Source organism: Pseudomonas sp. 910_21 (assembly GCF_052850735.1).
On the sequence record NZ_VXCY01000012.1, the window covers coordinates 89963 to 110133 of the forward strand.

The window sequence follows — 20171 nt, forward strand, 5'->3', positions numbered from 1 at the left end:
CACAGGCTCATCCGGCCTTGACGGGAGGGTTGGCCAGGCCATGAGCCTCGTGTACGGATGGTCAATGTCCTACAGCTATTTCAGCTGATCCGCAGCAGCGTTCCGGGGCTGCGGATGAGGCGGTCGAAAGTGCCTGCGTGGGGGATTGTCCGGCGACCTGTCAGGGCCATTCTGAAGGCCCCGATCCGGCCCTGGAATGTCCGGGTTTCGGGTGACATACAGGGGTTGGGGCCGATGCTTAAATCCGCGAACGCCGGTGCCCGGGCCCATCACATGAGAAGGATCTTATGACGCGTTTTTCTGCCTTTGCCATGGCCGACTTCGTCGCGCAAATCACCCTTGCCATCCACGGTGCGCTGCCTGCTGGATGTTCCGCGCCGGTGCTGTCATGAGCGCCGGGCCGGTGCCTGCCCAAGGCTTGCCGCTGACCACCGGGCAACGGGATATCTGGCTGGATCAACTGAGCCGCGGCGACTCGCCGCTGTACAACATCGGCGGTTATGCCGACCTCAAGGGGCCGATCCAGCCCGCGCTGATGCAGCGCACGTTGCAGGAGGTGGTGCGCAAGCATGACGTGCTGCGCACCGTGCTGTCCCTGGAGGGCAGCAGCGACGGCCTGCCGTTGCAGTATTTCGACCGCCACTGGCCGGTGCAGATGGACTTTCATGATCTGTCCGCCGAGGCCGATCCGCGGGCCGCTGCGCTGGCGCGGATTCACTGGCAGATGCAGCAGCCGTTCAAGCTCAGCGGCGAACGCCTGTGCCGTTTCTCGCTGTTTCGCTTGAGCCCCGAGCATCACCTGATGGAGGCCGAGGCCCATCACCTGATCCTCGACGGTTGGGGCTTCGCCCAGTTGTCGCAATCCGTGGGTGATCTCTACAGCGCCCTGGCGCGGGGCGAAGAACCCGGCCCTGCCGCACCGTCCTTTGTCGATTTCATCGAAGACGATGTCCGTTACCAGCAGTCCAGCCGTTATGCCCGGGACCGGGACTACTGGCTGGCCAAGTACCAGAGCCTGCCGGAGCCGCTGCTGCGCCCGCGCTACCGCCCGGGCCAGGACGCCGGGACGCCCGGGGCGACCCTGGTGCAGGCCTTTCCCGCAGCCCTGCATGAGCGGATGAAAGCCCTGGGCAGAAGCACCGGGGCCTCGGCCTTCCATGTGCTGCTGGCGGCCTTGCATGTGTATTTCACCCGCATCGGCCAGCGCGACCAGTGGGTCCTGGGCATGCCGGTGCTGAACCGGCCCAACGCCGCTTTCAAGGTGACCGTGGGCTCCTTCACCCAGGTCAGTGCGGTGCACATGGACTTCGGCCGTGAGCTGAGTTTCGAAGCGCTGGTGGTGGCGGTGCGGGATGTGCTCAAGCAGGATTTCCGCCATCAGCGTTTTCCCCTGAGCGAGCTCAATCGTGCCCTTGGCTTGCTGCGTGAAGACCGCGGGCAATTGTTCGAACTGACCCTGTCCTATGAACTGGAGGACATGCAATACCGCTACGGCGATGCCGTGGCCTCGTCGGTGAAAGTTTCCAATCGTCACGAGCCGACGCCCCTGGCCATTCATCTGCGCAGCAACAGTTTCGACGACAACGCCTGGATGCATTACGTCTACGACTCGGGGTATTTCCAGCCCCACGAGATCGAGGCGCTGGCCGCTTGCCTGATCCATGTGCTGGAGCAGGGGCTGGCGAACGTGGCCTTGCCGGTGCAGCAGTTTTCGCTGCTGACCGCAGAGCAGAGCGCGCGCGTGCAGAGTTGGAACGCCACCTGTCAGCCACTGGCTGGCGAGCAGCGCATCCACAAGCGAATCGAGGCCTGGGCCCAGCGCACCCCGAGCGCGGTGGCCCTGGTCGCCCAGGGGCAAGCGCTGAGCTACGACCAGCTCAACCGCCGGGCCAATGCCCTGGCCGTGCACCTGCAAGGGCTTGGGGTCGGTCCCGATCAGCGGGTGGCGATCCTGGCCCGGCGCAGCCTGGAGACCCTGGTCGGCCTGCTGGCAATTCTCAAGGCCGGCGCCTGTTACGTACCGCTGGACCCGGCGCATCCCCCTGAGCGACTGGCCTACCTACTGGACGACTGCGGGCCGGTGGCGGTGCTGACCCAGGCCGGTTTGCGCGAGCGCCTGCCGGCCCTGGCGGTGCCGCTGATCGAGCTGGACGACCCTCAGTGGCAGTCAGGCTCGGCGCTTGTTCCCCAGGTGCCCGGGCTGACGGCGCAGCACCTGGCCTATGTGATCTACACCTCCGGCTCCACCGGTTTGCCCAAGGGCGTGATGGTGGAGCACCAGAGCCTGTCGGCCCTGGTGGACTGGCATTGCCGGGCTTTCGACCTGCAGGCCGGCAGCCACACCTCTTGCCTCGCCGGCTTCGGTTTCGATGCCATGGCCTGGGAAGTCTGGCCGGCCCTGTGCGCCGGGGCGACCCTGCACCTGGCCCCGGCCAGTGACGGCCCCGAAGACCTCAATGGGTTGCTCGCCTGGTGGCGGGCCCAGCCGTTGCAGGTGAGCTTCCTGCCCACGCCGGTGGCGGAGTACGCCTTCAGCCAGCGGCTCGGTCATCCGACCCTGCGCACCCTGTTGATCGGCGGCGATCGCCTGCGTCAGTTGCCCGAGGAACAGCGCTTTGCCCTGATCAACAACTATGGCCCCACCGAAACCACGGTGGTGGCCACCTCCGGGGTCATCGAGGCCGGGCAGCCGCTGCATATCGGCCGGCCCATCGCCAATACCCAGGTCTACCTGCTGGATGAGCGACAACGCCCGCTGCCCATCGGCATTGCCGGCGAACTCTACATCGGTGGCAACGGGGTGGCCCGGGGTTACCTCAATCGCGACGAGCTGACGGCCGAGCGTTTCCTCGACGATCCCTTTAGCGCCCGGCCCGGTGCGCGCATGTACCGCACCGGCGATCTGGCTCGCTGGCTGGACGACGGCTGCCTGGAGTACCTGGGGCGCAATGACGACCAGGTGAAGATCCGTGGCCAGCGCGTCGAGCTGGGAGAAATCGAAACCCGCCTGGGCGCCCATCCCGTGCTCCAGGACGTGCTGGTCCAGGCCCGGGACGGACAGTTGGTGGCCTGGTTCACGGCCCGCGAGGCCGTGCCGATCAGCGACCTGCGGGACTTCCTGCGCCGGCAGTTGCCCGACGCCATGGTGCCCGTGGCCTATGTACGGCTCGATGCATTGCCCCTTACTGCCAACGGCAAGCTGGATCGCCAGGCCTTGCCCGCACCCGGCCTCGAGGCCCTGGTCAGCCGCGAGTACCAGGCCCCCGAGGGCCCGCTGGAAACCACCCTGGCCCAGCTCTGGGCCCAGGTGCTGCAGGTGGAACAGGTGGGCCGCCATGACCATTTCTTTGAATTGGGCGGCCATTCGTTGCTGGCCCTGCAACTGATCCAGCTGATGCAGGAGCAGGGGCTGCATGCCGATGTGCGGGTGCTGTTCGGCCAGCCGACCCTGGCCAGTCTGGCTGCGGCGGTGGAGGGCCGGCAGGACGTGGCGATCCCGGCCAATGGCGTACCTGCCGATTGCCGGCGCATCACCCCGCAGATGCTGACCCTGGTGGACCTGGACCAGGAAAGCATCGACCGGGTGCTGGCCACGGTTCCCGGCGGCGTGAGTAACGTGCAGGACATCTATCCCCTGGCGCCGTTGCAGGAGGGCTTGCTCTACCACCACATGACCTTTGCCGGGCATGACCCGTACCAGCAGCACGCGCTGCTGGCCTTTTCCCGTCGCGAGGACCTGGACGCCTTCGCCCAGGCCCTGCAGGCGGTGATCGACCGCCATGACATTCTGCGCACCAGCCTGGTCTGGGATGCGGCAGAGCAGCCGCTGCAGGTGGTCTGGCGCCAGGCCCGGTTGCCGCTGGAGGAGTGGTTGCCGCAGGCCGCGGGCGGCTCGCTGGCGGAGCAGTTGCGCGAGCATTACCACCCTCGGCACCACCCGCTGGATATCCGCCAGGCACCGCTGCTGGCCCTGGCCTGGGCCGAGGACAGGCCGAACCGGCGCTGGATCGCCCTGCTGCGCTTTCATCATCTGGTCAACGATGCCACGTCCACAGCGTTGCTGATGGCGCAGATTGCCGACCATATGAACGGCCGGCAACAGCAACTGGCGCCGGCCTTTGCCTACCGCGACTACGTGGCTCGCACGCGGTTGGGGCAGGCAGCCCATGCCGCGTTCTTCCGGGAATACCTGGCCGGGGTGGACCAGCCGACCCTGGCCTTCGAGTTGCAGGAGCGTCCCGGCGAGCAGGTGGATCAGCAACACGCCAGCGGTCTGCTGGACCGCGACCTGAGCCAGCGCCTGCGCCATCAGGTGCGGCAGTTCGGGGTCAGTGCCGCCAGCCTGTTCCACCTGGCCTGGGGGCTGGTGCTGGGACGCTCCTGCGGCCGCGAGGACCTGCTGTTCGGCACCGTGCTGCTGGGTCGCTTGCAGGCCGGCGCGGGAGCGGACCGGGCCCTGGGCATGTTCATCAACACCTTGCCGTTGCGCCTGGAGCTGGCGGGGCTGACGGTGGCTGCCGGACTGCGCCAGACCCAGGAACGTCTCAGCACGCTGCTGGCCCATGAGCAGGGGCCCCTGTCCCTGGCTCAGCGTTGCAGCGGCGTGGCGGCACCGACTCCGCTGTTCAATGCCTTGCTCAACTACCGGCACAACGTCGCCGCCGACGCCCAGGCCCTGTTGCAAGGGGTGCCGGGGGCGCAATTGCTGAGCAGCGAAGAAGTGCTCAGTTACCCCTTGATGCTGGCGGTGGACGACCTGGAACCGGGCTTTCGCCTGGGGGCTCGGGCGCCTCGGCGGATCGGCGCGCAGCGCCTGCTGGACTACCTGAGCTGCGCCCTCGAGGGGCTGGTCCAGGCGTTGGAGCAGGCACCGCAGACCCTGCTGCAGAGCCTGTCCATCCTGCCGGCGGCGGAGTATCGGCAGCAGATGCTGGCGTTCAACGCCACCGGGTCCGACTACCCCAGCGAGCTGACCCTGCACGGGCTGTTCGAAGCCCAGGTCCGCCGCACGCCCCAGGCCATTGCCCTGCAGGCCGGCGAGCAACGCTTGAGTTATGCCCAGCTCAACCAGCGGGCCAACCAGCTGGCCCATCACTTGCGCGAGCAAGGGGTAGGGCCGGACGTGCGAGTCGGGCTCTGCGTCGAGCGCGGCCTGGAAATGATCATCGGCCTGCTGGGCATCCTCAAGGCCGGTGGCGCCTATGTCCCCCTGGACCCGGAGTACCCGCTGGAGCGTTTGAGCTTCCTGATCAATGACAGCCAGCCATTGGTCGTGCTGGTGCACCAGCCCACCCGCGCGCTGCTGCAGGCTCAGGCCGTGCCGCTGATCGATTTCGACCGCGACCGCTGGCAGCACCCGGCCGAGGATGATCCTGTGGTGCCGGGGCTCGGGGTCAGGCACCTGGCTTATGTGATCTACACCTCGGGCTCCACCGGCAACCCCAAGGGGGTGATGGTGGAGCACCGTGGCCTGGGCAACCTGATGCACTGGAGTTCGCGACTGTGTGGGCAATGCCCGGGCGGCACCTTGCTGCAAAAGGCCCCGTTCAGTTTCGACGGCTCGGTGTGGGAGCTGTTCTGGCCCCTGGTCAGCGGCATGCGCCTGCTGCTGGCGCGGCCCGATGGCCAGCGTGATCCAGGCTACCTGGCGCAGCTGGTGCAAGCGCAGCAGGTGACCATGATCAAGTTCGTGCCGGCGATGCTCCTGCAGTTCCTGCAATTGCAGGAGAGCGGACAGTGCCACAGCCTGACCGACGTCTTCTGCGGCGGTGGCGAGCTCACCGAGGCCATCGCCCGGCTGTTCCAGCAACGCCTGCCCAAGGCCCGTCTGCACAACGTCTACGGTCCCACCGAGGCCACGGTGGACAGCAGCGCCTGGACCCTGGAGCCCGGGGCCCCTGTACCGGCGGTGCAGTTGCCCATCGGCCGGGCCATTACCAATACCCGGCTGTATGTGCTCGATGCCCATGACCAGCCGGTACCCCTGGGGGTCAGCGGCCAGTTGCATATTGGCGGCGTCGGCGTATCCCGGGGTTACCTGGGCTTGCCGCTGCTGCAGGCCGAGCGCTTTATCGACAGCCCCTTCGTGGCCGGTGACCGGCTGTACCGCAGTGGCGATCTGGTGCGCTACAACGCTGACGGCGACCTGGAGTTCCTCGGCCGCAACGACTTCCAGGTCAAGCTGCGCGGGCTGCGCCTGGAACTGGGGGAGATCGAGGCACGGCTGGCGCAACACCCGGCCCTGCGAGAGGTGGCGGTGCTGATGCGCGATGAGCGCCTGGTGGCCTATTTCAGCCTGCACCCGGACCAGCCGGCGCCGGGTATCGAGGCGTTGCGGGCCCATGTCCTGGAGCAGTTGCCGGAGTACATGGTGCCGGCCGCCTATGTGCGGTTGGCAACGCTGCCCCTGAGTGCCAACGGCAAGCTGGACCGCAAGGCGTTGCCGGAACCCGGGGAAGACGCGGTGCTGAGCCGCGAGTTCGAGGCGCCCCAGGGCGAGCTGGAAACGACCCTGGCGCGGCTCTGGGCCGAGGTGTTGCAGGTCGAGCGGGTGGGGCGTCATGACCACTTCTTCGAGCTGGGCGGGCATTCCCTGCTGGCGGTCAGCCTGGTGGCGCGCATGCGCCAGGAGGGCCTGCATGCCGATGCCCGACTGCTGTTCAGCCAGCCGACCCTGGCGGCACTGGCGGCCCATACCCTGGGTCAGTTGCAGCGCCTGGAGATTCCCGCCACCACCATTCCCCAGCTCAAGCGCCAGCGGCGTCTCTGAACCAACTCTGGGGCCCGGCAGGCCGGCCCCAGGGCCGGCGCTCGCCGTGGCATCGGCTGGACCGGGACAGCGCCGGGGCCGTGTCCCGACTTCCCATGTCAGACACTCAAGAACGGATGTTTTAGCGTTTCCAGGCTGCCGGGAGCCCTGGCGGGATCAGTGTCTGCGGCGTTTGCCCAAGCCGCTGGCCGCTCAGCGTTCGGGCCCTGCGCCGCCTCTGAAAGGTTGCATCTGAAACAAGGACGTTCTCTTCAACCATTTCCGAATTCTCAGGCAGGTTACGACATGCAGTTCAGCGAATTGATGGCCGTTCTTTCGACCCTCGCGATCCGACTTCAACAGGACGGCGAGGATCTGCTGGTGCAGGGCGATGACGAGGCCCTGGACGACGCACTCTGGGACAGCCTGATCCAGCACAAGGCGCAACTTCTGCAGCGAGTGACCGAGCAGGGCGGCCACTGGCTGAGCCCGGCCTTCAGGATCACCCCGGACATGCTGCCCCTGGTGCAGCTGGAGCAGGCGGCCATCGATCGCATCGTCGCCGGCGTGCCAGGTGGCGCCGCCAATGTGCAGGACATCTACCCCCTGGCACCGCTGCAGGAAGGCATGCTCTATCACTACTTGTCTGCGCCCCAGGGCGATCCCTATGTGCTCCAGGCGCGTTTCGCCTTTGCCAGTCCGGAGCGGCTGCAAGCCTTTGCCGAGGCCTTGCAATGGGTGATCGAGCGCCACGACATCCTGCGCACCGCGATTGCCTGGGAAAGCCTCGATGAACCGCTGCAGGTGGTCCTGCGCCAGGCGCCGCTGCAGTGTCAAGCACTGCAGCTGGACGCTGCCGGGGGCGATGCCCTGGCTCAGTTGCAGCAGCGCTACGACTCCCGGCAATTCCGCCTGGACCTGCGCCAGGCGCCGCTGTTGCGCCTGGTGCACGCCGAGGACCCGGTCAACTCGCGTCAGGTGGCGTTGCTGCTGTTCCATCACATGGCCCTGGACCACGCCGCCCTGGATGTGGTGCGCCAGGAAATCCAGGCCTGCCTGCAGGGGCAGCGCGAGCAACTGCCGCTGCCGGTGCCGTTTCGCAACCACCTGGCCCAGGCCCGTCTGGGGCAGAGCGAAGAGCGGCACGCAGCCTTTTTCCGCGACATGCTCGCAGACATCGACGAGCCGACCCTGCCGTTCGGCCTGGGGGATGTGCAGGGCGCAACCCGGCGCATCGAAGAGCACCGGCTGCCAGTGGATCGCCAGCTCAGCCGGCGCCTGCGCAGCCAGGCCCGGCAACTGGGCGTGAGTGTGGCGAGCCTGATGCACCTGGCCCTGGGCCGGGTCCTGGGCCAGTTGTCCGGGCGCGAGGCGGTGGTGTTCGGCACTGTGCTGCTGGGGCGCATGGAGGTGGGCGAGGACGGTGAGCGGGCCCTGGGCATGTTCATCAACACCCTGCCGTTGCGGGTGGATGTGGGGGCGCACAGCGTGCGCGCCGGCGTGCTGGCGACCCATGCTCGGCTGAGCGCCTTGCTGGCCCATGAACACGCCTCCCTGGCCCTGGCCCAGCGGTGCAGCGGAGTCAGTGCGCCGACCCCGCTGTTCAGCGCCATGCTCAACTACCGCCACAGCCACGGGGCCGATGGCGACGAAGTCCAGGAACTGGTGCCGGGCATCCAGGTGCTGGGCGCCCAGGAGCGCACCAACTACCCGCTGACGGTCAACATCGACGATCTGGGCGAGGACCTGCTGATCACCGCCCTGGTGGACGCCACCCTGGGGGCCGAGCGCATCAGCGGCTACCTGCTGACCACTCTGGAAAGCCTGGCCCTGGCCCTGCAGAGCAACCCCGAGGCGCCGTTGCACAGCCTGGAAATGCTCCCGGCCAGCGAGCGGCGTTACCTGCTGCAGGGCCTGAACACGCCCCTGGGGCAGTACCCCGACAGCCCGCTGATCCATCAACAGGTGGAGGCCCAGGCCCGGGTCCAGCCCGAGGCGCCGGCGCTGCTTTTCCAGGCGCAGCGCTTGAGTTACGGCGAGCTCAACCGCCGCGCCAATCAGGTGGCCCATCGCTTGCTGGCGCTAGGTGTGCGTCCGGACCAGCGCGTGGCGATCTGCGTCGAGCGCGGCCTGGAAATGATCATCGGCCTGCTGGGCATCCTCAAGGCCGGCGGCGCCTATGTGCCCATCGACCCGGCCTATCCCCGGGAGCGCATCGCCTACACCCTGGAGGACAGCGCCCCGGTGGCCGTGCTGGTGCAGGCCGATACCCAGGCCCTGGTGGCCGACCTGCGGGTGCCGCTGATCGACCTCGACAGTCGCACCCTGGCCCATGAGGCCCAGGACAACCCCGAAGTGCCGGGGCTGACCCCGGCCAACCTGGCCTATGTGATCTACACCTCCGGCTCCACCGGTCTGCCCAAGGGGGTGATGGTGGAACACCGCAACGTCGCCCGGCTGTTTTCCGCCACCCGCGACTGGTTCGATTTCAACTGGCGCGACGTCTGGGCGCTGTTCCATTCCTTCGCCTTCGACTTCTCGGTGTGGGAGATCTGGGGCGCCCTGGTGCATGGCGGCCAGTTGCTGGTGGTACCTCAGGTCGTCAGCCGCTCCCCGCAAGCCTGTTACACACTGCTGTGCGAGGCCCGGGTGAGCATCCTCAACCAGACCCCCAGCGCCTTCCGCTCGCTGATTGCGGCCCAGGGCCAGAGCGGGCTCAAGCATTCCCTGCGCCAGGTGATCTTCGGCGGCGAAGCCCTGGAGCCGGGGATGCTCAAGCCCTGGTACGCCCGGCTGGAGAACGTCGGCACGCAACTGGTGAACATGTACGGCATCACCGAAACCACGGTGCACGTGACCTACCGGCCGTTGCAGGCGGCGGACGCGCAATGGGTGGGCAGCAGCCCCATCGGCCGACGGATTCCCGATCTGCAACTCTATGTGCTGGATGCACGCCGGGAGCCCTTGCCCACGGGCGTGGTGGGGGAGCTGTATGTGGGGGGCGCCGGGGTGGCCCGGGGTTACCTCAACCGTGATCAACTCAGCGCCGAGCGCTTCATTGCCGACCCCTTCAGCAACCGGCCGGAGGCGCGGCTGTACAAGACCGGCGACCTGGCCCGCTGGTGCGCCGATGGCAGCCTGGAGTACCTGGGGCGCAACGACGATCAGGTGAAGATTCGCGGTTTCCGCATCGAACTGGGGGAGGTCGAGGCGCGACTGGCCGCTTGCGACGGGGTGGGCGAGGCGGTGGTGATCGCCCGGGAAGAGACTCCGGGGGACAAGCGCCTAGTGGCCTATGTGATTCCCCGGCCGGGAGCGGCCCCGGGCGCCGCGCAGCTGCGTGAGCAACTGCGCCAGAGTCTGGCGGACTACATGCTGCCTAGCGCCTTCGTGCTGCTGCAGGCCTGGCCCCTGACCGCCAACGGCAAGCTCGACCGCAAGGCCCTGCCGGCGCCGGACAGCGCCGCGGTCGCCCGACGCGACTATGAAGCGCCCCAGGGCGAGGTGGAGCAGGCCATCGCGAGGATCTGGCAGGAGCTGCTGCAATTGCCCCAGGTCGGTCGCCAGGACAATTTCTTCGAGCTGGGCGGCCATTCGCTGCTGGCGGTCAAACTGATGGAACGCATGCGGCAGGTGGATCTGTGCGCCGATGTGCGGGTGCTGTTCGGCCAGCCGACCCTGGCCGCCCTGGCGGCCGCCGTGGGTGGGCAGCACGAGGTGCAGGTGCCGGCCAACCTGATCGGCGCCGATTGCCGGCGCATCACGCCCGAGCTGCTGCCCCTGGCGGACCTCGATCAAGCGGCCATCGACAAGGTGTTGGCCCAGGTGCCCGGTGGCGTGGCCAACGTTCAGGACATCTATGCCCTGGCCCCCTTGCAGGCGGGCATCCTGTATCACCACCTGAGCAGCGTCGAGGGCGATCCCTATGTGCTCCAGGTGCAGTTCGAGTTTGCCAGCGACGACGTCTTGCAGACCTTTACCCTGGCCTTGCAGCAGGTGATCCAGCGGCACGACATCCTGCGCACCAGCCTGGTCTGGGAAGGCCTTGACGAGGCGGTGCAAGTGGTCTGGCGCCAGGCCCCCCTGGAGTTGGAAGTGCTGGAACTGGACCCCGCCCGGGGGACGATCCTCGGGCAACTGCAGGCCGGTTTCGACCCCCGTCACTATCGCCTTGACCTGGGCCGGGCACCTTTGCTGCGCCTGGTCTGTGCCCGGGACGCTGACCAGCAGCGCTGGCTGGGCATCCTGTTGTTGCATCACCTGGCCCTGGACCACAGCTCCCTTGAGGTGCTGGTGCAAGAGATCAGTGAGGTGCTGCAAGGCCGCAGCGCGCAGCTGCCGCCTGCCGCGCCTTACCGCAACTATGTGGCCCAGGCGCGCCTGGGGCTCGGCGAACAGGAACATCAGGCGTTCTTCCGCGAGATGCTGGGGGACATCGACGAGCCGACCCTGGCGTTCGGCCTGCAGGACGTCAATCGCGACGGCAGCGGCATCTGCGAGCAGCAGCTGCGGCTGGAGCCGGCACTGTGTCGGCGTTTGCGCCAGCAGGCGCGGAACCTCGGGGTCAGTGTCGCCAGCCTGATGCACCTGGCCTGGGGCCGGGTCCTGGGGCAAGTGTCCGGCCGCGACGACGTGGTGTTCGGCACCGTGCTGCTGGGGCGCATGCACGGCGGCTCGGGGGCCGACCGCGCCCTGGGCATGTTCATCAACACCTTGCCGCTGCGGGTCGGCTTGGGCACCCAGGGCGTGGCCGAGGCCCTGGGCCGTACCCATCAGCAACTGGCGCAACTGCTGGGGCATGAGCACGCCTCCCTGGCCCTGGCCCAGCGTTGCAGCGGCGTGCCGGCGGCGCTGCCGCTGTTCAACAGCCTGCTCAACTACCGTCACAGTCCCCCGGAGGACGCTGACGATCAGGGGCCGGCGACCTGGGACGGCATTCGCGTGCTGGCGTCCGAGGAGCGCAGCAACTACCCGCTGGCGCTGAACATCGACGATGACGGCGAGGGTTTGCGCCTGACCCTGCAGGCGGTGGCCCAGGTCAATGGCGAGCGGGTCTGCCGCTACATGGAATGTGTCCTGGAACACTTGGCCCAGGCCCTGGAACAGATGCCGGGCATGGCCCTGGACCAGATCCCGGCGGTGCCCCCGGCCGAACGCCGGCAGTTGCTAGTGGAGTTCAATGCCACTGCCCGTGAATATCCACGCCGGCAGACCCTGCACCAACTGTTCGAAGCTCAGGCCCTGGCCCATCCGGAGCGGGTGGCGGCGGTGGAGGGTGATGCCCTACTCAGCTACGCCGAGCTCAATACCCGGGCCAACCAGCTGGCCCACCACCTGCTGGAGCTGGGGGTGCAGCCCGGGGACCACCTGGCGATTCTGTTGCCGCGCTCCCTGGACCTGTTGCTCAGCCAGTTGGCCATCAGCAAGTGCGCCGCGGCCTATGTGCCCCTGGACATCAACGCCCCGGCCCAGCGCCAGGGCTTCATGGTCAGCGACAGTCACAGCGTGGTCCTGCTGACCCGCAGTGACGAGGTGCTGGATGGCCCGGCCCGGCGCGTGGACCTGGATCGCCTGCGGCTGAGCGCATTGCCCGCCCACAACCCGGACCTGCCGCAGTCCTCCGAGAGCGTGGCGTACATCATGTACACCTCCGGCTCCACCGGCACGCCCAAGGGGGTACGGGTGCCGCACCGAGCCATCAGCCGCCTGGTGATCAACAACGGCTACGCCGATTTCAACCCCGAGGACCGGGTGGTCTTCGCCTCCAACCCGGCCTTCGACGCCAGCACCATGGACGTCTGGGGGGCCTTGCTCAACGGCGGGCGAGTGCTGGTCATCGATCACCACACCCTGCTGGACCCGGCGCGCTTGGGCCACGCCCTGAGCACCTTGGGGGCCACGGTGCTGTTCGTCACCACGGCGCTGTTCAACCAGTATGTGCAGCTGATTCCCGAGGCCCTCAAGGGCTTGCGGATACTCCTCTGCGGCGGCGAGCGCGGCGACCCGGCAGCCTTTCGCCGGCTCTTGGCGCAAGCGCCGCACCTGCGCCTGGTGCACTGTTATGGCCCCACCGAAACCACCACCTACGCCACCACCCATGAGGTCCGGCAACTGGCGGCCGACGCCGAGCACGTGCCCATCGGCCGGCCGATCGCCAATACCCGGGTGTATGTCCTGGATCAGCGCCAGCAGCCGCTGCCCCTGGGGGCCCAGGGCGAGATCGTCATCGGTGGCGATGGCGTGGCCCTGGGTTACCTCAACCGTCCCGAGCTGAACGCCGAGAAGTTCATCCGCGACCCTTTCAGCGACCACCCGCAGGCGCTGCTGTACCGCACCGGGGACATGGGCCGCTGGCTGGAGCACGGCGTGCTGGAATGCCTGGGACGCAATGACGATCAGGTGAAGATCCGCGGCCTGCGTATCGAGCTGGGGGAGATCGAGGCCCGCTTGCTGACCTGTCCCGGGGTCAAGGAAGGCGTGGTCCTGGCCCGCGAGGACGAACCCGGAGACAAGCGCCTGGTGGCCTACTACACCGTGCAGGCCGACGCCCCGGAACCGTCCGCCGAATCCCTGCGCCAGGCGCTGCAACAGCAGTTGCCGGACTACATGGTGCCCCTGGCCTATGTGCGCCTCGACGCGTTGCCCCTGACCAACAACGGCAAGCTGGAGCGCAAGGGCCTGCCGGCGCCGGATCAGTCGGCCCTGCTCAGCCGCGGCTTCGTCGCCCCCGAGGGTGAGGTGGAGACGGCCCTGGCACGGATCTGGAGCGAACTGCTCAAGGTCGAGCGGGTAGGGCGTCACGATCATTTCTTCGAACTGGGCGGGCACTCGCTGCTGGCGGTGAGCCTGATCGAGCGCATGCGCCAGATCGGCCTCAGCGCCGATGTGCGGGTGCTGTTTGGCCAGCCGACCCTGGCGGCCCTGGCCGCCGCGGTGGGCAGCGGTCGCGAGGTGCAGGTGCCGGCCAACGCCATCGGCCTCGACTGCTTGCGTATCACGCCGCAGATGCTGCCCCTGATCGAACTGGACCAGCAGGCCATCGACCGAGTGGTGGCCAGCGTTCCCGGCGGCGTGGCCAACGTGCAGGACATCTACCCCCTGGCGCCGCTGCAGGAGGGCATTCTCTATCACCACCTGAGTGCCGAGCAGGGCGATCCCTACCTGCTGCAGTCGCGAATGGCCTTCGACAGCCTGGAGCGTTTGCAGCGCTTCGCCGGCGCCATGCAACAGGTCATCCAGCGCCACGACATCCTGCGCACCGCAGTGCTCTGGGAGGGCTTGCCGCAGCCGTTGCAGGTGGTCTGGCGGCAGGCCGAACTGCAGGTTCTGGAGCAGGTGCTGGACCCGGCGGACGGCGATCTGCTCGAGCAGCTGCAGCAACGCTTCGACGCTCGCCACTGGCGCCTGGACCTGGCCCGCGCGCCGCTGATCCGCCTGGTCTATGCCCGGGTCCCGGGGCAGTCGCGGGTGCTGGCGATTCTGCTGTTCCACCACCTGGCCCTGGATCACACCGCCATGGAGGTGATCGGCGAGGAAATGCGCGCGCTGCTGTTCAACCGCGGCGAGCGCCTGGGCACCCCGGTGCCTTATCGCAACTACGTGGCCCAGGCGCGCCTGGGGGCCGGTCAGGCCGAGCACGAGGCGTTTTTCCGGCAGATGCTCGGTGATGTCGACGAGCCGACCCTGGCCTTTGCCGTGGAGGATGTGCAAGGCGATGGCCGGGATATCGAAGAGGCCCGGGTGCCTGTGCCCGATGCCCTGAGCCTGCGCCTGCGGGAGCAGGCGCGGCAGCTGGGGGTCAGTGCCGCGGCGCTGATGCACCTGGCCTGGGGCCTGGTCCTGGGGCAGGTGTCCAATCGCCGGCACGTGGTGTTCGGCACTGTGCTGATGGGGCGGATGCAGGGCGGTGAGGGCGCCGACCGGGCCCTGGGGGTGTTTATCAATACCTTGCCGCTGCGGGTGGATGTGGACGCCGGCAGCGTGCGTGCCGGGGTCCGCGCGACCCATGCCCGGCTCAGCGCCCTGTTGGGCCACGAGCATGCGTCCCTGGCCCTGGCCCAGCGCTGCAGTGGGGTGGCAGCCAGTTCGCCGCTGTTCAGTGCCTTGCTCAACTACCGGCACAGCGTGGCGGACGCCGGACGGGGCGATGGCCTGGATATCTGGCAGGGGGTCGAGCTGCTGGGGGGCGAGGAGCGCAGCAACTACCCGCTGAGCCTGAGCGTCGACGACCTGGGCCAGGGCTTCAGTCTGTCGTTGCTGGCGCTGTCGGCGATGGGCGCACAGCGCATGGGCGGTTACATGCTCCGGGTTCTGGAGCAACTGGCCGATGCCCTGCAATGGACCCCGGAGCTGGACCTGGGGCAGCTCTCGGTATTGCCGGTGGCGGAGCGCCAGCAGTTGCTGGAAGGCTTCAATGCCAGCGGCGCTGACTATCCCCGTGGACAGACCCTGCACGGCCTGTTCGAGGCCCGGGTGCAGGATGCTCCCGAGGCCGTGGCCCTGGTGCAAGGTTCGTTGCGCCTGAGCTACCGGCAACTGAACCAGCGGGCCAATCAACTGGCCCGGCAACTGCTGGAACTGGGGGCCGGCCCCGACGAGCGCGTGGCGCTGTGCCTGCCGCGGGGGCCGCAACTGCTGACGGCCATGCTGGCGATTCTCAAGGCCGGGGCGAGCTATGTGCCCATCGACCCGAGCCATCCGCCGGAGCGGATCGCCTACCTGCTGCAGGACAGCGCGCCCCTGGCGGTGTTGGTGCAGGGCGCGATCGGCGAGCTGCCGGGCATTCCAGGCCTGGCGCAGATCGATCTGGATCGCTGCGTCTGGCAGGAGGCGCCCCTGGACAATCCGCGGGTGCCGGGGCTGACTCCGGCGCACCTGGCCTATGTGATCTACACCTCCGGCTCCACCGGCCAGCCCAAGGGCGTGATGGTGGAGCACCAGAGCCTGGAGAATCTGCTGCACTGGCACTGCGCGACCTTCGACCTGGGCCCGGGGCGCCACAGTTCCAGCGTCGCCGGCCTGGGTTTTGACGCCATGGCCTGGGAGGTCTGGCCGACGCTGTGCAGCGGCGCCACCCTGCACCTGCCACCGGCCGAGGTGGGCAGCCAGGACCTTGAAGCGTTGCTCGGCTGGTGGCGGGCCCAGCCCCTGGACATCAGCTTCCTGCCGACCCCGGTGGCCGAGTACGTCTTCAGCCAGGGCCAGGGGCACCCGACCCTGAGCACCTTGCTGATCGGCGGCGACCGCCTGCGCCAGTTCCCGGCCGATCCGGGGTTTGCCGTGATCAACAACTACGGGCCCACCGAAGCCACGGTGGTGGCCACGTCCGGCCCAATCGCGGTGGGCGGCTCGCTGCACATCGGCCGACCCATGGCCAATGCGCGGATCTACCTGCTGGACGAACAGCAGCGCCCGGTGCCCTTGGGGGTGGTCGGCGAACTCTATGTGGGCGGCGCCGGGGTAGCCCGGGGTTACCTCAATCGCGATGCGCTGACCGCCGAACGCTTCCTCGACGACCCGTTCTGCGCCGAGCCCACCGCGCGCATGTATCGCACGGGCGATTTGGCCCGCTGGCGTGCCGACGGCAACCTCGACTACCTGGGGCGCAATGACGATCAGGTGAAGGTGCGCGGCATGCGCATCGAGCCGGGAGAAATCGAGGCCGCGCTGCTCAGCCACCCGGCCCTCAAGGAGGCCCTGGTACTGGTGCGCGAAGGGCGTCTGCTGGCCTACTTCACCGAGCATGCCGAGGTTTCCAACCACGAGCTGGATCTCCAGGACCTGCGAGATCACCTGCAGGGCCGACTGCCGGACTCCATGTTGCCGGTGGCCTATGTGCGCTTGCTGGCGCTGCCCCTGACCGCCAACGGCAAGCTCGATCGCCAGGCCCTGCCGCAACCGGATCAGGGAGCCTGGCTGAGCCGCGAATTCGAGGCGCCCCAGGGCGAGGTGGAAAGCGCCTTGGCGCGGATCTGGAGCGAGCTGCTACAGGTGCAACAGGTCGGACGCCACGATCACTTCTTCGAACTGGGCGGGCACTCACTGCTGGCGGTGAGCCTGATCGAGCGCATGCGCCAGATCGGCCTCAGCGCCGATGTGCGAGTGCTGTTCAACCAGCCGACCCTGGCGGCCCTGGCCGCTGCCGTGGGCAGCGGCCGCGAGGTGCAGGTGCCGGCCAACCTGATCGGCACCGATTGCCAGAGCATCACCCCAGAGCTGCTGCCGCTGATCGAGCTGGACCAGGACGCCATCGAGCGCATCGTCGCCACGGTGCCGGGCGGGGTGGAAAACGTGCAGGACATCTACCCCCTGGCGCCGTTGCAGGAGGGCATCCTCTATCACCACCTGAGCGCCCGCCAGGGCGATCCTTATCTGCTGCAATCCCATCTGGCCTTCGCCGACCGCCAGCGCCTGGAGGATTTCACCCAGGCCTTGCAGCGCGTGGGCGAACGCCACGACATCCTGCGCACCGCGGTGCTCTGGGAGGGCCTGAAACAGCCGCTGCAAGTGGTCTGGCGCCGGGCCCGGGTGGCGGTGGAGGAGGTCATCCTCGATCCGGCCGAGGGCGATATTCTCGAACAATTGCATGCACGCTTCGATGCCCGGCATTGGCGCCTGGAGCTGACCCGGGCGCCGTTGATGCGCCTGGTCCATGCCCAGGACCCGGTCCGGCAGCGCACGGTGGCGATCCTGCTGTTCCATCACATCGTCCTGGACCACACCGCCCTGGAGGTGGTTCGCGAGGAAATCCAGGCCTGTCTGTTGGGGCAGGAGCCTGTCGGCACGGCGATTCCCTATCGCAACTATGTGGCCCAGGCCCGCCTGGGGGTCAGTCGCGAGGAGCACGAGGCGTTCTTCCGCGAGATGCTCGGGGACATCGACGAACCGACCCTGCCGTTCGGCCTGCAGGACGTGCAGGGCGACGGCGAGGCCATTGAAGAGTTGCAACGGACCCTGGACGCCGACCTGAGCGCGCGCCTGCGGGCCCAGGCTCGGCTGCTGGGGGTCAGCGCCGCGAGCCTGTTCCACCTGGCCTGGGCCCGGGTCCTGAGCGTCACCTCGGGCCAGGAGCGCGTGGTGTTCGGCACCGTGCTGCTGGGACGCCTGCAAGGCGGACTGGGGGCCGACCGGGCCCTGGGCATGTTCATCAACACCTTGCCGTTGCGGGTCGACCTGGACCACAGCGGCACCCGGGCGGCGGTCAAGGCGACCCACGCCCGGCTCAGCGCCTTGCTGGGGCACGAGCATGCCTCCCTGGCCCTGGCGCAGCGTTGCAGCGGCGTGGTCGCGCCGCTGCCGCTGTTCAGCGCCATGCTCAACTACCGCCACGGCAGCGACGCAGTGCCGAGCCCGGCGGTGCAACAGGCCTGGCAGGGCATCCAGACCCTGCACAGCGAAGAGCGCACCAACTACCCCCTGAGCCTCAACGTCGATGACCTCGGCCAGGGCTTCCGGCTGACCGCCATGACCCTGGCGCGGATTGGCGCCGAGCGCATCTGCGGCTACATGGAGCAGGCCCTGTGCGCGCTGGTGGACACCCTGGAACAGGCGCCCCAGCGGCCCTTGCGTCAGGTACCGATCCTGCCGCCAGCTGAGCGCCAGCAACTGCTGCACACCTTCAATGCCACGACCCGGGACTACCCCCTGGAACAGACCCTGCACGGGCTGTTCGAGGCCCAGGTGCTGCGCAGCCCCGAAGCCCTGGCGGTGCAGGCGGGGGAGCAGCGCCTGAGCTATCGCCAGCTCAACCAGCGGGCCAACCAGTTGGCCGGGCACCTGCTGCAACTGGGGGTTGGCCCCGATACCCGGGTGGCGATCTGTGTCGAGCGTGGCCTGGAGATGGTCATCGGCCTGCTGGCGATCCTCAAGGCCGGCGGCGCCTATGTGCCCATCGACCCGGCGTACCCCGCCGAGCGCATCGCCTACATGCTCCAGGACAGCGCGCCCCAGGCCGTGCTGGTGCAGGCTGGCGGCCGGCCTCTTGCGGGCGGGCTGAGGGTGCCCCTGGTGGAACTCGACCGCTGGGTCTGGAGCGAGGAGCCCCAGGCCAATCCCCAACGCCCCGGACTGAGCCCGAGCCATCTGGCCTATGTGATCTACACCTCGGGTTCCACCGGCCAGCCCAAGGGCGCGATGAACGAGCACCGGGCGGTGGTCAACCGCCTGCTGTGGATGCAGGAGCAGTACGGCCTGACGGCCGCCGACGCGGTGCTGCAAAAGACCCCTTTCAGCTTCGACGTTTCGGTCTGGGAATTCTTCTGGCCGCTGTTCACCGGTGCACGGTTGGTGATGGCCCGGCCCGAAGGGCACAAGGACCCGGCCTACCTGCGCCAGGTGATCCGCGACGAAGGCATCAGCACCGTGCATTTCGTGCCGTCGATGCTCGATGTGTTCCTGGCCTATGGCGATACCCGGGACTGCAGCGGCCTGCGCCAGGTGATGTGCAGCGGCGAGGCCTTGCCGGGCAGCCTGGTACGGCGCTTCAAGCAGCAGTTGCCGCAGGTCGCCCTGTACAACCTCTATGGCCCCACCGAAGCGGCGGTGGACGTCACCGCCTGGGATTGCGCCGGACCGTTGGCCGAGACCCCGGACAACACCCCGATCGGCAAGCCCATCGCCAACACCCGGATGTACCTGCTGGACGGGCAGATGCAACCGGTGCCCCTGGGGGTGGTGGGCGAGTTGTACATCGGTGGGGTACAGGTGGCCCGGGGATACCTCAATCGAGATGAGCTGACCGCCGAGCGCTTCCTCAAGGACCCGTTCAGCGATGCGCCCGGTGCGCGTCTGTACCGCACCGGCGACCTGGGTCGCTATCGGGCCGACGGCACTCTCGAGTACCTGGGGCGCAATGACGATCAGGTGAAGATCCGTGGCCTGCGCATCGAGCTGGGGGAAATCCAGTCGCGTTTGACCCAGTTGGACGGGGTCAAGGAAGCGGTGGTCCTGGCCCGGGAGGACGTGCCCGGGGACCAGCGCCTGGTGGCTTACTACACCTGCGCCGCCGGGCACCCGGCCCTGGCCGTGGAGCAGTTGCGTCAGGCGCTGTTGGAGCACCTGCCGGACTACATGGTGCCGGCGCTGTTCGTGCACCTGGAGGCGCTGCCCTTGAGCCCCAACGGCAAGCTGGCGCGCAAGGACTTGCCGGTTCCGGGGCGGGAAGCGGCTCTGGTGCGCGAATACGAGGCGCCCATCGGTGACATGGAGATCACCCTGGCCCGGCTCTGGGCCGAGTTGCTCAATGTCGAGCGGGTGGGGCGTCACGATCATTTCTTCGAACTGGGCGGGCATTCGCTGCTGGCGGTGAGCCTGATCAGCCGGATGCGCGAGGAAGGCATGGAAGCCGATGTCAGGGCGCTGTTCGAACAACCGACCCTGGCGGGCTACGCGGCAATGACCGAACGAATGGAGATCATCCTGTGAG

2 protein-coding genes are annotated in these 20171 nt (G+C 68.1%); both read left to right on the forward strand.

What is annotated here, in order from left to right; all coding sequences use genetic code 11:
• Positions 1-388 precede the first annotated feature (388 nt).
• Entirely contained in the window at positions 389-6769 is a 6381-nt protein-coding gene (locus FW796_RS30040) for an amino acid adenylation domain-containing protein (RefSeq protein ID WP_446440553.1), read from the forward strand.
• Between the two features lie 285 nt (positions 6770-7054).
• Complete coding sequence (locus tag FW796_RS30045; protein ID WP_446440554.1) at positions 7055-20170, forward strand: amino acid adenylation domain-containing protein; 13116 nt, start codon at positions 7055-7057, stop codon at positions 20168-20170.
• The last annotated feature ends 1 nt before the right edge of the window (position 20171 follow it).

Excerpts from the sequence above, each read along its gene's own strand:
- FW796_RS30045 (WP_446440554.1), top strand. The coding sequence starts at position 7,055 with ATGCAGTTCAGCGAATTGATGGCCGTTCTTTCGACCCTCGCGATCCGA.
- FW796_RS30040 (WP_446440553.1), top strand. The coding sequence starts at position 389 with ATGAGCGCCGGGCCGGTGCCTGCCCAAGGCTTGCCGCTGACCACCGGG.